Here is a 16,732-nt window from a genome sequence, read left to right as displayed (position 1 = left end):
TTCCAGTAACAATAATTCTGCGCCACAAGCGCTCATATTGGTTCTTAGGGATTGAATAATGAAAAAAGCATTGCTGACCCTTTCTGCACTGGCGTTGTGCATGGCCGCTGGCTCCGCGCTGGCCAAGGAATACAAAGAGCTGCGCTTTGGCGTTGACCCTTCGTATGCACCGTTTGAGTCGAAAGCGGCCGACGGCAGCCTGGTAGGCTTCGACATCGACCTGGGCAACGCGATTTGCGCCGAACTGAAGGTCAAGTGCAAGTGGGTCGAAAGTGACTTCGACGGCATGATTCCGGGCCTCAAAGCCAACAAATTCGACGGTGTGATCTCGTCGATGACCGTGACTCCGGCCCGCGAGAAAGTCATCGACTTCTCCAGCGAACTGTTCTCCGGCCCGACCGCTTATGTGTCGAAAAAAGGTTCGGGTATCACCGCAGACGTTGCGTCGCTGAAGGGTAAAACCGTTGGCTACGAGCAAGGCACCATTCAAGAAGCCTACGCCAAAGCCGTGCTGGACAAGGCCGGCGTGAAAACCCAGGCCTATCAGAACCAGGATCAGGTGTATTCCGACCTGACGTCCGGCCGTCTCGACGCCGGTATCCAGGACATGCTGCAAGCCGAACTGGGCTTCTTGAAGTCGCCACAGGGCGCCGACTATGACGTCAGCAAGCCAGTCGACAACGAATTGCTGCCGGCCAAGACCGCTGTCGGTATTAAGAAAGGTAACACTGAGCTGAAGGCGCTTTTAGATAAAGGTATCAAAGCGTTACACGATGACGGCAAATACGCCGAGATTCAAAAGAAACACTTTGGCGATCTGAATCTGTACAGCGGCAAATAATGCCCCGGCGCCCATCCTCGATGGGCGCCTTTTCCATCCGCTCAGGTTGCTGATTTATGTTCGAAACCCTCCTGCAAAATCTGGGGCTCTCCGCCTTCAGCCTCAAGGGCTTTGGTCCTTTGCTGCTGGAAGGCACCTGGATGACCATCAAATTATCGGCGTTGTCGCTGCTGGTGGCCGTGTTGCTCGGCCTGCTCGGCGCCAGTGCCAAACTGTCAAAGATCAAACTGGTGCGCCTGCCTGCTCAGCTCTACACCACGCTGATTCGCGGGGTGCCGGATCTGGTGCTGATGCTGCTGATTTTCTACAGCCTGCAAACCTGGCTGACATCGCTGACCGACTACATGGAATGGGAATACATCGAGATCAACCCGTTCAGCGCCGGGGTGCTGACCCTGGGCTTCATTTATGGCGCGTATTTCACCGAGACTTTCCGTGGCGCGATTCTCGCGGTGCCGCGCGGTCAGGTTGAAGCTGCCACCGCATACGGCCTAAAACGCGGCCAGCGCTTTCGCTACGTGGTGTTCCCGCAAATGATGCGCTTCGCCCTGCCGGGTATCGGTAACAACTGGATGGTGATGCTCAAGGCCACCGCGCTGGTGTCGATCATCGGCCTTGCCGATCTGGTCAAAGCCGCGCAGGACGCCGGTAAAAGCACCTATCAACTGTTTTACTTTCTGGTCCTTGCCGCGTTGATTTACCTGCTGATCACCAGTGCGTCGAACTTCATCCTGCGCTGGCTCGAACGCCGTTATGCCGCCGGTTCCCGGGAGGCCGTACGATGATCGAACTTCTGCAGGAATACTGGCGCGCCTTCCTCTATACCGACGGCCAGAACATCACCGGGCTGGCGATGACGATGTGGCTGCTCACGGCCTCAATCGTTATTGGTTTCCTTGTGTCGATTCCGCTGTCGATCGCCCGCGTCTCGCCGCACTTCTACATTCGCTGGCCGGTGCAGTTCTACACCTACCTGTTCCGCGGCACGCCGCTGTATATCCAGTTGCTGATTTGCTACACCGGGATCTACAGCCTGGCGGCCGTGCGTGCGCAGCCTTTGCTCGACAGTTTCTTTCGCGATGCGATGAACTGCACGATCCTCGCTTTCGCCCTCAACACCTGCGCCTACACCACGGAGATTTTCGCCGGGGCGATCCGCAGCATGAACCACGGCGAAGTCGAAGCGGCCAAGGCTTACGGGCTGACCGGCTGGAAGCTGTATGCCTACGTGATCATGCCGTCAGCCCTGCGCCGTTCGTTGCCTTACTACAGCAACGAAGTGATCCTTATGCTGCACTCGACCACGGTGGCTTTCACCGCGACCATCCCCGACATCCTGAAAGTCGCGCGGGACGCCAACTCGGCGACCTTTCTGACCTTTCAGTCGTTCGGCATCGCCGCGCTGATCTACCTGACCATTACCTTTGCGCTGGTCGGCCTGTTCCGCCTTGCCGAACGCCGATGGCTGGCCTTCCTCGGCCCGACTCACTAGGACCGGCCCCAGAAAAAAGAGATGCCAATGCGCCACCTGATCCACGACTTGCTGGCCCCGCTGCCGGGGACCGCACGACAGATCCACAGCTTCCACTTCGGCCCGGAGCAGGCCAAGGGCAAGGTTTACATTCAGTCCTCGCTGCATGCCGACGAACTGCCGGGCATGCTCGTCGCCTGGCACCTCAAGCAACGTCTGGCCGAGCTGGAAGCCGCCGGCCGCCTGCGCAGCCAGATCGTGCTGGTGCCAGTGGCCAACCCGGTCGGCCTCGAACAAGTGCTGATGGACGTGCCGCTGGGCCGCTACGAACTGGAGAGCGGGCAGAACTTCAACCGCTGGTTTGTCGACCTCAGTGAAGAGATCGGCAACGCCATCGAGGGCAAGCTGAACGACGATCCGCAGCACAACCTCGAACTGATCCGCAGCCATCTGCGCGACGCCCTCGCCCGCCAGACCGCCACCACGCAACTGCAATCGCAGCGCCTGACCCTGCAACGGCTGGCTTGCGATGCGGACATGGTGCTCGACTTGCATTGCGACTTCGAATCGGTGGTTCACCTCTACACCACCCCCGAAGCGTGGCCGCAGGTCGAACCGCTGGCGCGCTACATCGAATCCCAGGCAAGCCTGTTGGCCACCGATTCCGGCGGCCAGTCGTTCGACGAGTGCTTCACCCTGTTGTGGTGGCAACTGAAGGAACGTTTCGGCGAACACTTCGAGATTCCGCTGGGCAGTTTTTCCGTGACCGTCGAGTTGCGCGGTCAGGGTGACGTCACCCATCCGCTGGCCAGCCGCGACTGCCAGGCGTTGATCGACTACTTGATTCAGTCCGATGCGATCGTTGGTGAAACCAAACCGCAGCCGCCGCTGCCGTATCCCGCCACGCCACTGGCGGGTGTGGAGCCGGTGATCACGCCGGTCGGCGGGCTGCTGGTGTACACGGCGGTGGCCGGCCAGCACCTGGAAGCCGGGCAACAGATTGCTGAAATCATCGACCCGATCAACGATCGGATCACCCCCATTCATTGCACCGCCGCCGGCCTGCTATACGCCCGCTCGCTGCGGCGCATGGCCACTGCCGGCATGGTCATCGCCCACGTCGCGGGCGCTGAAGCCTATCGCAGCGGTTACCTACTTTCGCCTTGAGGATGTCTGTCCCATGTACAAACTGACCGTTGAAGGCCTGCACAAAAGCTATGGCGATCATCAGGTGCTCAAAGGCGTTTCGCTCAAGGCCAAAACCGGCGACGTGATCAGCCTGATCGGCGCCAGCGGCTCGGGCAAAAGCACCTTTTTGCGCTGCATCAACTTTCTCGAACAACCCAACGACGGCGCGATGAGCCTCGATGGCCAGAAGATCCGCATGATCACCGACCGCCACGGCATGCACGTCGCCGACGCTGATGAACTGCAACGCCTGCGCACACGCCTGGCGATGGTCTTCCAGCACTTCAACCTGTGGAGCCACATGACCGTGCTGGAAAACATCACCATGGCCCCGCGCCGGGTGCTGGGTTGCAGCAAACAGGAAGCCGACGACCGCGCCCGGCGTTATCTGGACAAGGTCGGTTTGCCGGCGCGGGTGGCGGATCAGTACCCGGCGTTTTTGTCGGGCGGTCAGCAACAGCGCGTGGCGATTGCCCGGGCGTTGGCCATGGAACCGGAAGTCATGCTGTTTGACGAACCGACTTCAGCGCTCGATCCGGAGTTGGTCGGGGAAGTGTTGAAAGTGATTCAAGGTCTGGCTGAAGAAGGCCGAACCATGATCATGGTGACCCACGAGATGAGCTTCGCCCGCAAGGTTTCCAGCCAGGTGCTGTTCCTGCACCAAGGCCTGGTGGAAGAAGAAGGCTCCCCCGAAGACGTGCTCGGCAACCCGAAAAGCGAGCGCCTCAAGCAATTCCTCAGCGGTAACCTGAAGTAACTTCTCGCTCATGTAGGAGCTGCCGCAGGCTGCGATCTTTTGATCTTGTTTTATAAAGACCAAAATCAAAAGATCGCAGCCTTCGGCAGCTCCTACACTGGCATCCTGATTAAACCTTTCGCTAACTGGCGTGGTCACTGGAAGAACACCTCCAGAGCGCGCGCAGCCGGCATGGCGAAATCTACCGACCACGCAAAAACCTGGTTCAGCGCCCGCGACTGGAAGCCGTTCGCCTTTCAGAAACAGGTATGGGCGGCCGTCAAACGTGGCGAATCCGGGCTGCTGCATGCCAGCACCGGCGCCGGTAAAACCTATGCAGTGTGGTTCGCTGCGCTCAATCGCTTCGCCAAGCCCGCTGCCATTGTCGAAACCTCGCGCAAACGCAAATCACCGGCCGAACCGCTGACCGTGCTGTGGATCACGCCCATGCGCGCCCTCGCCGCCGACACCGCGCGGGCCTTGCAAACGCCGGTCAACGATCTGCAGATTCCGTGGAGCATCGGCCTGCGCACCGGCGACACCAGCAGCAGCGAACGCGCCCGCCAGAGCCGGCGCCTACCGACCACGCTGATCACTACGCCGGAAAGCCTGACTTTGCTGCTGGCCCGCGCCGACGCGCAAATCGCGCTCTCGTCGCTACGCATGATCGTCGTTGATGAATGGCACGAACTGCTCGGCAACAAACGTGGTGTGCAACTGCAATTGGCCCTCGCCCGCCTGCGTCACTGGCAATCCGATCTGATCGTCTGGGGCGTTTCTGCAACCCTCGGTAACCAATCCCACGCCGAGCAGGTGCTCATCCCACAGGGCGGCGGCATCAGCGTGCAGGGTCAAAGCGAAAAGGCCTTGCAGGTCGACACTCTTGTCCCACCGTCCACCGAACGTTTTCCCTGGGCCGGGCACATCGGTCTGAAAATGCTGCCGCAGGTGGTTGCCGAGCTAGATGCCTGCGCCAGCACACTGGTGTTCACCAATACCCGGGCGCAGTCGGAAATCTGGTATCAGGCCTTGCTGGAGGCCCGGCCAGATTGGGCCGGGCTCATCGCACTGCATCACAGTTCACTGTCCCGTGACACCCGCGACTGGGTCGAAAAAGCCTTGAAGGAGGGTCTTTTGAAAGCCGTGGTCTGCACGTCAAGTCTGGATCTGGGTGTGGACTTTCTACCGGTCGAACGGGTGCTGCAAATCGGCTCGGCCAAAGGTGTCGCACGCCTGATGCAGCGCGCCGGGCGCTCAGGGCACGCACCGGGGCGCACTTCGCGGGTGACGCTGGTGCCGACGCACAGTCTTGAACTGATCGAAGCCGCCGCCGCCCGCGACGCCGTCGAGCAACGGCGCATCGAACCGCGCCGGTCACCGCACAAACCGCTGGATGTGCTGGTGCAGCATCTGGTCAGCATGGCTCTCGGTGGCGGTTTTCTGCCTGATGAGTTGTACGAAGAAGTCCGCGGTGCCTGGGCTTATCGCGACCTGACGCCTGAGGATTGGGCCTGGGCGCTGGCTTTCGTACGCCATGGCGGGATGTCTCTGACAGCCTATCCGGATTATCGCCGGGTCGAGCCGGACGAGCATGGTGTCTGGCGTGTGCCGGATGCGCGCCTGGCACGGCGCCACCGCATGAGTGTCGGCACCATCGTCAGCGACGCCAGCATCAACCTGAAATTCTGGAGCAAGGGTGGCGGCGGCAAGCAGTTGGGCAGTGTTGAGGAAGGCTTTATTGCCCGGCTCAAACCTGGTGATGGATTTCTGTTCGCAGGGCGTTTGCTGGAGTTGGTGCGCGTCGAAAACATGACAGCTTACGTCAAACGCAGCACCGCGAAAAAAGCCGCCGTACCGCGCTGGAATGGTGGGCGAATGCCACTTTCCAACGAATTGGCCGAAGCCGTGGTCAGGCGTTTCAGTGCCGCCGCGCAAGGTGAGTTTGCTGGCCCGGAAATGCAGGCCTTGCGCCCATTGCTGGAAACACAGGTGCGCTGGTCGGGTTTGCCGACGATCGAAAACCTGTTGGCCGAGGTTCTGAAGTCCCGCGAAGGCTGGCATTTTTTCCTCTATCCCTTTGCCGGACGTCAGGTGCATTTGGGGCTGGCGAGCCTGCTGGCGTGGCGCGTCAGTCAGCGCCAGCCCGTGACGTTTTCCATCGCGGTGAACGATTACGGTGTGGAATTGCTCAGCGCCACGCCAATCGACTGGGCCGAGCATTTGAATGCCGAGCTGTTCAATGCTGATGATTTATTGGTGGACGTTCTGGCCAGCCTGAACGCCGGCGAACTGGCCCTGCGACGCTTTCGCGAAATCGCGCGAATTGCCGGGCTGGTGTTCGCCGGCTATCCCGGCGCACCGAAAAGCACCCGACAGGTGCAGGCTTCCAGCGGATTGTTTTTTCAAGTGTTCAAACAATATGACGCCGATAACCTGTTGCTGGCGCAGGCCGGGGAAGAAGTCCTGCGTGAGGAACTGGATATTCGTCGCCTGGAACAGACATTGGAACGGATCAACGCGATGAAACTGGACGTGCATATGATCAAGCGTCCTACGCCGTTGGGGTTTCCGCTGTTGGTGGAACGTATGCGCGAAAGCATGAGCTCGGAAAAGCTCGCTGACCGGATCAGGCGCATGGTCGGTGATCTGGAGAAAAGCGCTGACAAGGGTGGCTTGCGATGAGCGCGCCCTACCCTGTGCGCCTGGCGGGAGAAGAGCTCTGGCTGTTGCCGGAAAAAGCCCTGTACTGGCCGGCGCAACAGGCGCTGCTGATCGCCGATGTGCATTTCGGCAAGGCCGCGGCATATCGCAGCCTCGGCCAACCGGTTCCACGAGGGACGACGGCGAGCAATATCGCGGTGATTGATCAACTGCTGGCGAAGCTGCCCTGTCGGCAATTGATATTTCTCGGCGACTTCCTTCACGGCCCCGGTTCGCATGCCTCGGGCACCTTGAGCGCCTTGGCGCAGTGGCGCTCACGCAACGTTGATCTGCCGATGACACTGATTCGCGGCAATCATGACAAACGCGCCGGCGATCCCCCGGCGTCGTTGAATATCCGCGTGGTGCCCGAGCCGATGCTGCTAGGGCCGTTTGCGCTGCAACATGAACCGGATCCGCATGCTGAACGGCATGTACTGGCCGGTCACGTACATCCGGTCTATCGGCTGCACGGCAAAGGCCGGCAGAGTCTGCGGCTGGCGTGTTTCAGGTTAGGCGAACGCATCAGTCTGCTGCCGGCGTTCGGCGCGTTTACCGGCGGTTATCCGGTAGAAAAAGACAGCAATTGCAGGATCTTCGTCATCGGCGACGACGCAATTTGGCCCTTGTAGGAGCAAAGCTTGCTCGCGAAGCGATCTATCTGACTCATCCGTGGTGGATGAGCGGACATTTTCGCGATCAAGCTTTGCTCCTACAAAAGTACAAGCTACGCGGTGATCAAGCGACCGGGGCCGGTGGCGGTTCGTCCGGCAGGGTTGGTTCACCCGGCTCGGTTGGCTGTTCGTTGGGGGTGTCGGGGTCAGGCTGACCGGGAATTCCACCGGCCATGCTCAAGGCTGGTTGTGCCAACAAGGACCAGGCCAAAACGCCAATCTGATTGGGCTCAAGCCTTGCCAGCTCGGCACTGATATGCGGATCGATCTTCATAAAGCACTCCTCGGCGAAGGCCCGTTTTGCCTCAAGCAAAAACGGGCAGTACACCCCATAGAGTGTCTGCCCGCCAAAGAATTCCCGACATCCGCCGGATGGACCCAATCAGGTACGCGGCAGAGTCACGCCACGCTGGCCCTGGTACTTGCCGCCGCGATCCTTGTAGGAAACTTCACATTCTTCATCGGATTCGAGGAAGAGCATCTGCGCCACGCCTTCGTTGGCGTAGATTTTTGCCGGCAGATTGGTGGTGTTGGAGAACTCAAGGGTCACGTGACCTTCCCACTCAGGCTCAAGCGGGGTCACGTTGACGATGATGCCGCAACGCGCGTAGGTGCTTTTACCCAGGCAGATGGTCAATACATTGCGCGGAATGCGGAAGTATTCGACGGTGCTGGCCAGGGCGAAGGAGTTCGGCGGAATGATGCAGACATCGCTGTGGACGTCGACGAAGCTGCCCGGGTCGAAGTTTTTCGGGTCGACGATCGACGAGTTGATGTTGGTGAACACCTTGAAGTGATTGGTGCAACGCACGTCGTAGCCGTAGCTCGACACACCGTAGGAGATCACCCGGCTGTCGTCGCTGCCGCGCACCTGGCGCTCGACGAACGGCTCGATCATGCCCTGTTCCTGCGCCATGCGGCGAATCCACTTGTCCGATTTGATGCTCATGGCGGGGTGTCCTGAATAGCGAGGTGGAAAAATTCTGTCCGGCATCTTACCGGGCGCGCCGCCTCGTTCAAAGTGCGCACTGCAATTCTCGGCGATCCCCCATGATTTACGCGGTCTGGCGACGAACCGTCACACCGCCGATCCCTAAATCGAAGAAACCTTCGCAAGAAGCATTGGCACGTTCCGGAAAAAGGGTTAAGGTGGCGCCACTGTGCTGCTTGTGTCACTGAGAATCTCTACACGATATGTTGAATTTCGATCCAACCATCTACAAGAATTTTTCCTGCTCTTTGCACTCAGTCTCGGCCAGGGTTCTTCCTGAGTCGCAGTTATCTTTGTTCAAGGAGTTACACCATGTCTAATCGCCAAACCGGTACCGTTAAGTGGTTCAACGATGAAAAAGGCTTCGGCTTCATCACTCCACAATCCGGTGACGACCTGTTCGTTCACTTCAAAGCTATCCAATCCGACGGCTTCAAAAGCCTGAAAGAAGGCCAACAGGTTTCTTTCATCGCTACCCGCGGTCAGAAAGGCATGCAAGCTGAGGAAGTACAAGTTATCTAACTTGTAGCTTCTTTAGAAAAGAGCCCCGCCCTTAAAAGCGGGGCTTTTTTGTGGGCGTCTGTTTTGCGCAGCCAAAAAAAGATCGCAGCCTTCGGCAGCTCCTACAGGGTTAAATGCAGGAGCTGCCAAAGGCTGCGATCTTTTGCTTTATGCCTTACCAGGCCACGCCAAACCCTGCGGTGTAGCGGGTCTTGCTCAAGTCAGCATCATTGGTGCCACTGATGATGTCACGCTCAGCCTTGAGATTGAGCGAAGCCCACTCCGTGACCTTGTAGCGCAAGCCCATCTCGGCATCCAGCGCGTAATCAGCCACGCCCGAAAGCGGCTTGCCGACTTCACCATTGGTGAAGAACTCGACCTTCTTGCCGATCAGGTAGCGGTTGTAGTCCCACTTCATGGCGACGGAATAGAAGTTATCCTTGCTGCCATCGCGATATTCGTAATCCGTGCGGTTAAGCAGAGAGCCCAGAGAGAACGCGCCCAGCTCATCGTCCCAGAACTGGTAGCCCGGACCGGTACCGACCACACGCTGGCGAGCCAGTTCTTCGATGTGATCACGCTTGTAGTTCAGACGGCCCTGCCAGAACCATTGATCCGTGAGGAAGCGGTCCAGGGAATATTCAGCGCGCCAGTTGTCGGTGGTCGTTACATCATCCTGCACTTCGCGGTTGTACTCACCCTCGGCGATATGCCGCCAGCGACCGTGCCGCGCCGTGGTCTTGAAACCGACATCGTAATCATCGGTGTCCTTCTCGGCCCGCTGATAGTCCAGCGCCAGATCGACATTGCCCTTCCAGACCAGATCCTCGACCACCGGTTTCGGTTTGAGAATCTGCTGAATGCTTGCCAGTTCGACGGTCTTCGGCGCCTCACCATTGGCCAGGGTGACCTTGCCATCTTCCGCCGCTGTCAGCGACTTCGACACCTCACCGGTGTAGGCATCCTGCTTGACCAGCAAGTGCTGATCGCTGTCGAGCGTCTTCACCTCTTTCCAGTCAATCGTGACCGCCCCGGCGTATTTGGTCTGAATCAACAGCTTGCCGCCGTCGAACACAGTAATGGTGCCGCTCAGCTTGTCACCGTTCTTCAACCAGACGGTGTCGGCAAGCAGGGGCGTGGACGCACTGAAAACAGCAAGGCACAGCAGGGATCTGGACAACATAAGCGAATCGAAGGCTCAAGTTTGCGAAAAAAGGTCGGCATTATCCGTAGGAATAAGACCCTGACAAGGACTGACCGGACTATTTCCGATGAGTTCATTTCTCAACTACCCGATCACGGATTACTCTGAAAGCCATCAAACTGTTCATGCTCAGGAACCGCGCACGTGAAAGACCCGCTCGACAGCGTTGAAAACGATGCGCAAATCCGACGCACGGCGCTCTACTCGACCCTCGCACAAGTGCCCGAGGGCAAAGTCGTCAGCTATGGTCAGCTGGCCGAACTCGCCGGATTGGGGCGCGCCGCTCGCTGGGTCGGCCGCACGCTGAGTCAGTTGCCCGGCGATACCAAACTGCCCTGGCACCGCGTACTGGCCGCCGGCGGTCGGATCAGCCTGCCAGTGGGCAGCCCGTCGGGTGATGAACAACGGGCGCGATTACGCACGGAAGGCATCACCGTCCGGAATAATCGTGTGGATATTCAGCGCCATGGCTGGCGTCCGGTAGAGCACAGCGGTTAGAGTGCGCGCTTTGTTTTCGCAATCTTGAGGCAGACTTCAGCCCATGCCCCGTAAAACCTGGCGCGCCGCGCTAGCTGCTTATGCCAGTCCTTCGACGCTCGTGCTGTTGTTGCTCGGTTTCGCTGCCGGCCTGCCGTACATGCTGGTGTTTTCAACGCTCTCTGTCTGGCTGCGTGAAGCCGGCGTAGCCCGTGAAACGATCGGCTATGCCAGCCTGATCGGCCTGGCTTATGCGTTCAAATGGGTCTGGTCACCCCTGCTCGACCAATGGCGCCTGCCGTTGCTGGGCAAGCTTGGCCGTCGCCGCTCGTGGCTGGTGCTCTCACAAGTGCTGGTGATTCTCGGGCTGATCGGCATGGGTTTCTGCGACCCACAGAAACATCTGTCGTGGTTGATCGCCATCGCCGTTGTCGTCGCATTCGCCTCCGCCACTCAAGACATCGCGGTGGATGCCTATCGCCTGGAAATCGCCGAAGACAACCGCCAGGCGGCCCTCGCCGCCAGTTATATGTCGGGCTATCGCGTGGCAGCCTTGCTGGCGACTGCCGGCGCCTTGTTCTTCGCTGAAGGCTTTGGCTCCACGGGCTTCAACTATAAACACTCGGCCTGGGCCGGCACTTATGCGCTGTTCGGCGCACTGATGATACCGGCGCTGCTGACCACGCTGTTCATGCGCGAGCCGCCAGTGCCACTGCGCACGCAATTGCAGGCCGGGCGCTACACCTTCATGCATCAATTGATGTCGGTGTTTGTGCTGATCATCCTGCTGGTGTCCGTGCCGGCGATGTTCACGCAACTCTACAACACTGATTTCGCCGGTGTGTTGTTCGGCAATATGAGTCCGCTTGATCTGCTGCTGGAAGACCGTGCTTTCCTGCGCGCCATTCTTTATACGCTGCTGACTGGCCTGTGCCTGTCGACCATGGGCCGCCGTGGCCTGGCGCCGGTGTTGACTCCCGTCAACGACTTCATCCTGCGTTATCGCTGGCAGGCACTGTTGCTGCTCGGCCTGATCGCCACGTACCGGATGTCGGACACGGTGATGGGCGTCATGGCCAACGTGTTCTACATCGACCAGGGTTTCACCAAGGATCAGATCGCCAGTGTCAGCAAGATCTTTGGCCTGATCATGACCCTCGTCGGCGCCGGCATGGGCGGCCTGCTGATCGTGCGTTTCGGCATTCTGCCGATTCTGTTTATCGGTGGTGTCGCTTCGGCAGCCACCAACCTGCTGTTCGTAATGCTCGCCGACATGGGCCCGGACCTGCAGATGCTGGTGGTCACTATCTCCCTCGACAACTTCAGCTCGGGCCTCGCGACGTCGGCGTTCGTGGCCTATTTGTCGAGCCTGACCAACCTGAAGTTCTCGGCTACGCAATACGCCCTGCTCAGCTCGATCATGCTCCTGCTGCCGCGCCTGATGGGCGGCTATTCCGGCGTTCTGGTCGAGAAATTCGGCTACCACAGCTTCTTCCTTATCACCGCGCTATTGGGCGTGCCGACACTGGTGCTGATCGCCTTGCACTGGTTTCAAGAGAGCCGCCGCGAAGGCCCGACACCGAAGCCCGAGCCTGTACCAACGCCGGTCGCGGAAGAGTCGTAAGACATTTCGCCAATGGCGGGAGGAATCCCGCCGTTGGACCCCACCGCCGGCCACACTTCTGTACGTCAGCAAAACTCGCCGGTACACTGCTCCGTCATTTCCAGTCATAGCAACCGACAACGGCCAACCATGCGCACCAGTCAATTTTTGCTCGCCACACAGAAAGAAACGCCTTCCGATGCGGTCGTCATCAGCCATCAGCTGATGCTGCGCGCCGGCATGATCCGCAAGCTCGCCTCCGGCCTGTACACCTGGCTGCCCATGGGCCTGCGGGTGATGCGCAAGGTTGAAGCCATCGTTCGTGAAGAAATGAACGCTGCCGGTTCTCTGGAAGTGTTGATGCCGAGCACCCAACCGGCCGAGCTGTGGCAGGAATCGGGGCGCTGGGAAGAATACGGCCCTGAATTGCTGCGCATCAAAGACCGCCACGGTCGTGACTTTTGCGCGGGCCCGACCCACGAAGAAGTGATCACCGATCTGATGCGCAACGAGTTGAGCAGCTATAAACAGCTGCCAATCAACCTGTACCAGATCCAGACCAAATTCCGTGACGAGATCCGTCCACGCTTCGGTTTGATGCGCGGCCGCGAATTCATCATGAAGGACGCGTACTCCTTCCACGCGGATCAGGCGTCGCTGCAAGCTACCTACGACCGCATGCATGAAGCCTACTGCAACGTGTTCACGCGTCTGGGCCTGAAATTCCGTCCGGTTGAAGCCGACAACGGTTCGATCGGTGGCGCTGGTTCCCACGAATTCCACGTACTGGCCGAGTCCGGTGAAGACGACATCGTCTTCAGCAACGGCTCCGACTACGCGGCGAACATCGAAAAAGCCGAAGCCGTGCCACGCGAAACCTCGCGCGCCGCTGCGACTGAAGAGCTGCGTCTGGTCGATACGCCAGACACCAAAACCATCGCAGCCCTGGTGGAAAAATTCAATCTGCCGATTGAAAAGACCATCAAGACCCTGATCGTGCGCGCCGAAGAAGAAGGCAAGCTGATCGCGCTGGTGATTCGTGGCGACCACGAACTCAACGAAATCAAGGCTGCCCAGCAACCAGGCGTTGCCAACCCGCTGGTCATGGCCACCGACGCCGAACTGCGTGACGCCATCGGCGCCGGTGCCGGTTCGCTCGGCCCGCTGAACCTGCCACTGCCAATCATCATCGATCGTTCGGTCGAGCTGATGAGCGACTTCGGTATCGGCGCGAACATCGACGACAAGCACTACTTCGGCGTGAACTGGGAGCGTGATCTGCCGGTTCCGACCGTGGCTGACCTGCGTAACGTCGTCGCCGGCGACCCAAGCCCGGACGGCAAAGGCACGCTGGAAATCAAACGCGGCATCGAAGTCGGGCACATCTTCCAGCTGGGCAACAAGTACAGCAAGGCGATGAAGTGCGAAGTGCTGGGCGAGAACGGCAAGCCAGTGACCCTGGAAATGGGTTGCTACGGCATCGGCGTTTCCCGCGTGGTGGCTGCAGCCATCGAGCAGAACAACGACTCCAACGGCATCATCTGGAGCGACACCTTGGCGCCGTTCCAGATCGCGCTGGTACCGCTGCGTTATGAAACCGAGCAGGTGCGCGAAGCCACCGACAAGCTGTACGCCGAACTGACGGCGGCCGGCTTTGAAGTGCTGCTGGATGATCGCGACAAGAAAACCAGCCCGGGCATCAAGTTCGCGGACATGGAACTGATCGGCATTCCTCACCGGATCGTGGTCAGCGACCGCGGCCTCGCCGAAGGCAACCTGGAATACAAGAGTCGTACCGAGGGCGAAGCGCAAGCATTGCCGGTCGCCGACGTACTGTCCTTCCTGCAGGCCCGTATCCGCCGCTGAAACCAGATAGAGACGTCATGTTCAAGCGAAACACCTTAGGCCTCGGTGGCACCGCCCTGTGCGGCGCCCTGCTGGTCAGCGGCTGTGCCAATCACATGTCACAGCGCAGCGAGCACGAAGAGCGGGTCGAGCGTAAATTGCTCGACCACAGCCTGCAGATTGATGTCGGTGAGCCTAAGGAGCTTGAGCTGCCGCAGCGACGCGTGAAGATCAACGAACAGAAGACTTTTGAAGTCACCGAGTTCGAAGTGACGCGTCGCTACGATCGCTACACGCCTTACCAGCCTTGGCGCGAGGTCTACGAGATTCCGCTGGGCGTGGTGGCGGTAGTCGGTGGCGTCGGCGCCAACGTGGTCAACGTGTTTGCACTCGGCAACCTGCCGGACAGCGTGACCAAGGATTGGCTGAGTTACGGTTTTGCCGGGCTCAACCCGTTCATGAACGTGCAGTCCAACGGTCGTGCGCAACAGAACCTGGCCGGTATCGATGAAGTCCAGCGCGACAAGCGCACGGAGTATTCGAGCCTGCCGTGGAGCGAGCGGCCGGTGCAGGTCAAGGCTGGCAAACAGACCTTCGACATGACCACCGACCGCAACGGCGTGCTGCGTGTGAACCTGCTCGACAGCCCATTCGCTGAGCATGACCTCAATTACGTCGGCAAACTGCAGATCAGTGTCGAGGACGCTAAGGATGACGTGCATTCCGACTCATCCCTGGCGATCAGCAGCCACCTGCGTGGCAAGTTGCTCGAAGCGCACGGGCTGATTTATGACGATCTGGAAGACGACGAAGTGAGCCAGTGGGTACACCGGGTCAAACGTCTTTCGGAACTGGGTCTGGAAGAAGAAGCCAGCGAACTGGAACAAAGCCTGATTGAACTGACGCGTAACGATCCTGAGTTACAAGCTGAGTTTCTCAAGTCTTTGACCAAGGATGCCGGGCGTCTGGTTGCGGATCCGGGACCGAACTAAAAGCTAAAGGCATCGCGGGCAAGCCCGCTCCCACAAGGTTTATGGGTGTTCACACAATATGTGTTTCACCATCGAACACTGTGGGAGCGGGCTTGCCCGCGATGACTATCTGCCATACGCCGCAAATCTACCGTTCAAACAACTCCATCTGCTCAAATCCACCGCGCAAATCCTCCAGCCGCACCCCAACCCCCAACAACCGCACCGGTTTCCCCCCGCGATTGAACGCCTGCGTCAGCATCAACTGATAACTGCCCAGATCCCGCCCTGCCCCGGCCTGCTCCAGCGTCGTCTGGGTAAAGTCATGAAACTTCACTTTGACGAACGGCTTGCCCGGCCGATAACTGCTGTCGATCCGCGCCATGCGGGTTTTCAGGGTTTCCAGCAACTCCGGCAACTTATCCAGGCAACTGCGCAAGTCCGGCAGATCGACGTCGTAGGTGTTTTCCACGCTGATCGACTGACGCCGACTGTCGTTGTGCACCAAGCGATCATCAATCCCACGCGCCAGACTCCACAAGCGCTCACCGAAGCTGCCGAATTCACGCACCAGCGCCAATTTCTCCCACTCGCGCAGCTGCGAACAGTCGACGATGCCGTGCTTGCCCAGTTTGTCAGCCGTGACTTTGCCGACACCGTGCAACTTGCTCACCGGCAAGCCGCTGACAAAGTCTTCGACCTGATCCGGGGTAATCACGAACAAGCCATTGGGCTTTTTCCAGTCGCTAGCGATTTTGGCCAGAAACTTGTTTGGCGCCACACCCGCAGACACGGTGATGTGCAATTGATTGGAGACTCGCCGACGGATGTCTTGGGCAATCCGCGTGGCACTGCCGCCGAAATGCGCGCTGTCCGACACATCCAGATAGGCCTCATCCAGCGACAGCGGCTCGATCAGGTCGGTGTAGTCGCTGAAGATGGTATGGATTTCTTTTGACGCCTCGCGATAGGCGTCCATGCGCGGTTTGACGATGGTCAGGTCCGGGCACAGCTTCAAGGCATGCCCCGACGCCATCGCCGAACGCACGCCGTATGCCCGCGCTTCATAGTTGCAGGTGGCGATCACCCCTCGCCGATCGGCCGAACCACCCACCGCCAACGGCTTGCCGGCCAGACGCGGGTCATCGCGCATCTCGATGGCGGCGTAAAAACAATCGCAGTCGATGTGGATGATTTTTCGCTGAGTCATGTCAGAAAAGGAAACGTGGCGAGCCGGATCGGCAGTATCTCACTGACACCTGTATATAGCACCAGTGGTATGAATGTTCTTTTCCACGTGTAGGAAAAACGCTTTGAATTTATTTTCTCAATCGACAAACGACCTTCAATAGAGCTGAAAGCCTTGCCCCGCCTGCTCTGCAGCCTGAAAAACACCCGAGAAACAACGCTAACCGATTGAACCTCAACAGATTTTATCCAGATTGCGGGTTGACACCCCGGCGTTCCTCTGTAGAATGCCGACACACAGACGCGGGATGGAGCAGTCTGGTAGCTCGTCGGGCTCATAAC

General features: G+C 59.1%; 16 protein-coding genes. 12 read left to right on the top strand and 4 right to left on the bottom strand.

What is annotated here, in order from left to right:
• The first annotated feature begins 58 nt into the window (after nt 1–58).
• The 7 genes from ACQ4MY_RS02820 to pdeM all read left to right on the top strand — a co-directional run bounded on the left by ACQ4MY_RS02820 (nt 59) and on the right by pdeM (nt 7,568).
• Nucleotides 59–841, top strand: coding sequence for a transporter substrate-binding domain-containing protein (locus ACQ4MY_RS02820; protein ID WP_008083900.1), 783 nt, complete (start codon nt 59–61; stop codon nt 839–841).
• 56 nt (nt 842–897) lie between these two features.
• Complete coding sequence (locus ACQ4MY_RS02815; RefSeq protein WP_008083898.1) at nt 898–1,626, top strand: ABC transporter permease; 729 nt, start codon at nt 898–900, stop codon at nt 1,624–1,626.
• Nucleotides 1,623–2,333, top strand: a complete 711-nt coding sequence (locus tag ACQ4MY_RS02810) for an ABC transporter permease (protein WP_008083897.1) — start codon at nt 1,623–1,625, stop codon at nt 2,331–2,333. The genes ACQ4MY_RS02815 and ACQ4MY_RS02810 overlap by 4 nt, the downstream gene beginning before the upstream one ends.
• A gap of 27 nt (nt 2,334–2,360) precedes the next feature.
• A complete protein-coding gene (locus ACQ4MY_RS02805; RefSeq protein ID WP_440093583.1) occupies nt 2,361–3,479 on the top strand; it encodes a succinylglutamate desuccinylase/aspartoacylase family protein in 1,119 nt (372 codons plus the stop codon).
• Nucleotides 3,480–3,492: 13 nt separating this feature from the next.
• Complete coding sequence (locus ACQ4MY_RS02800) at nt 3,493–4,257, top strand: ABC transporter ATP-binding protein (RefSeq protein ID WP_440093581.1); 765 nt, start codon at nt 3,493–3,495, stop codon at nt 4,255–4,257.
• Nucleotides 4,258–4,428: 171 nt separating this feature from the next.
• The gene (locus ACQ4MY_RS02795; protein ID WP_440093579.1) at nt 4,429–6,918 is read left to right on the top strand and encodes a ligase-associated DNA damage response DEXH box helicase; all 2,490 of its coding nucleotides are present in this window, start codon (nt 4,429–4,431) and stop codon (nt 6,916–6,918) included.
• Nucleotides 6,915–7,568: a ligase-associated DNA damage response endonuclease PdeM gene (gene pdeM, locus ACQ4MY_RS02790; protein WP_440093578.1), complete on the top strand. Its 654-nt coding sequence runs from the start codon at nt 6,915–6,917 to the stop codon at nt 7,566–7,568. The genes ACQ4MY_RS02795 and pdeM overlap by 4 nt, the downstream gene beginning before the upstream one ends.
• Before the next feature lie 106 nt (nt 7,569–7,674).
• Here the strand turns inward: pdeM and ACQ4MY_RS02785 are convergent, their stop codons facing one another.
• Nucleotides 7,675–7,884, bottom strand: a complete 210-nt coding sequence (locus tag ACQ4MY_RS02785; protein WP_008083889.1) for a hypothetical protein — start codon at nt 7,882–7,884, stop codon at nt 7,675–7,677.
• A 108-nt stretch (nt 7,885–7,992) separates the two neighbouring features.
• A complete protein-coding gene (dcd, locus tag ACQ4MY_RS02780; protein ID WP_008083888.1) occupies nt 7,993–8,559 on the bottom strand; it encodes a dCTP deaminase in 567 nt (188 codons plus the stop codon).
• Nucleotides 8,560–8,913: 354 nt separating this feature from the next.
• Between dcd and ACQ4MY_RS02775 the strand changes: the two genes are divergently transcribed.
• Nucleotides 8,914–9,123: a cold-shock protein gene (locus ACQ4MY_RS02775; protein ID WP_002554837.1), complete on the top strand. Its 210-nt coding sequence runs from the start codon at nt 8,914–8,916 to the stop codon at nt 9,121–9,123.
• A gap of 154 nt (nt 9,124–9,277) precedes the next feature.
• Here ACQ4MY_RS02775 and ACQ4MY_RS02770 read toward each other — a convergent pair whose 3' ends face one another.
• Nucleotides 9,278–10,285: a DUF481 domain-containing protein gene (locus tag ACQ4MY_RS02770; protein ID WP_008083887.1), complete on the bottom strand. Its 1,008-nt coding sequence runs from the start codon at nt 10,283–10,285 to the stop codon at nt 9,278–9,280.
• Between the two features lie 165 nt (nt 10,286–10,450).
• Here ACQ4MY_RS02770 and ACQ4MY_RS02765 point away from each other — a divergent pair, with 165 nt between their 5' ends.
• The 4 genes from ACQ4MY_RS02765 to ACQ4MY_RS02750 all read left to right on the top strand — a co-directional run bounded on the left by ACQ4MY_RS02765 (nt 10,451) and on the right by ACQ4MY_RS02750 (nt 15,223).
• Complete coding sequence (locus ACQ4MY_RS02765; RefSeq protein WP_440093575.1) at nt 10,451–10,804, top strand: MGMT family protein; 354 nt, start codon at nt 10,451–10,453, stop codon at nt 10,802–10,804.
• A gap of 43 nt (nt 10,805–10,847) precedes the next feature.
• On the top strand, nt 10,848–12,407 hold the full coding sequence (locus ACQ4MY_RS02760) for an AmpG family muropeptide MFS transporter (protein WP_440093573.1): 1,560 nt from the start codon (nt 10,848–10,850) through the stop codon (nt 12,405–12,407).
• A gap of 129 nt (nt 12,408–12,536) precedes the next feature.
• The gene (locus ACQ4MY_RS02755) at nt 12,537–14,252 is read left to right on the top strand and encodes a proline--tRNA ligase (protein ID WP_440093571.1); all 1,716 of its coding nucleotides are present in this window, start codon (nt 12,537–12,539) and stop codon (nt 14,250–14,252) included.
• Between the two features lie 17 nt (nt 14,253–14,269).
• Nucleotides 14,270–15,223: a hypothetical protein gene (locus ACQ4MY_RS02750; protein WP_440093570.1), complete on the top strand. Its 954-nt coding sequence runs from the start codon at nt 14,270–14,272 to the stop codon at nt 15,221–15,223.
• A gap of 127 nt (nt 15,224–15,350) precedes the next feature.
• Here ACQ4MY_RS02750 and dinB read toward each other — a convergent pair whose 3' ends face one another.
• Nucleotides 15,351–16,412 (bottom strand): DNA polymerase IV, encoded by a 1,062-nt coding sequence (gene dinB / locus ACQ4MY_RS02745; RefSeq protein WP_008083880.1) that lies wholly within the window; start codon nt 16,410–16,412, stop codon nt 15,351–15,353.
• Nucleotides 16,413–16,732 lie beyond the last annotated feature (320 nt).

Origin of the sequence: Pseudomonas sp. SM4 (genome assembly GCF_051913165.1) — a bacterium.
In the GTDB taxonomy this organism is placed as follows: domain Bacteria; phylum Pseudomonadota; class Gammaproteobacteria; order Pseudomonadales; family Pseudomonadaceae; genus Aquipseudomonas.
The sequence above is the reverse complement of the archived record's forward strand: the minus strand, read 5'-3'. Positions and strand labels throughout refer to the sequence as shown.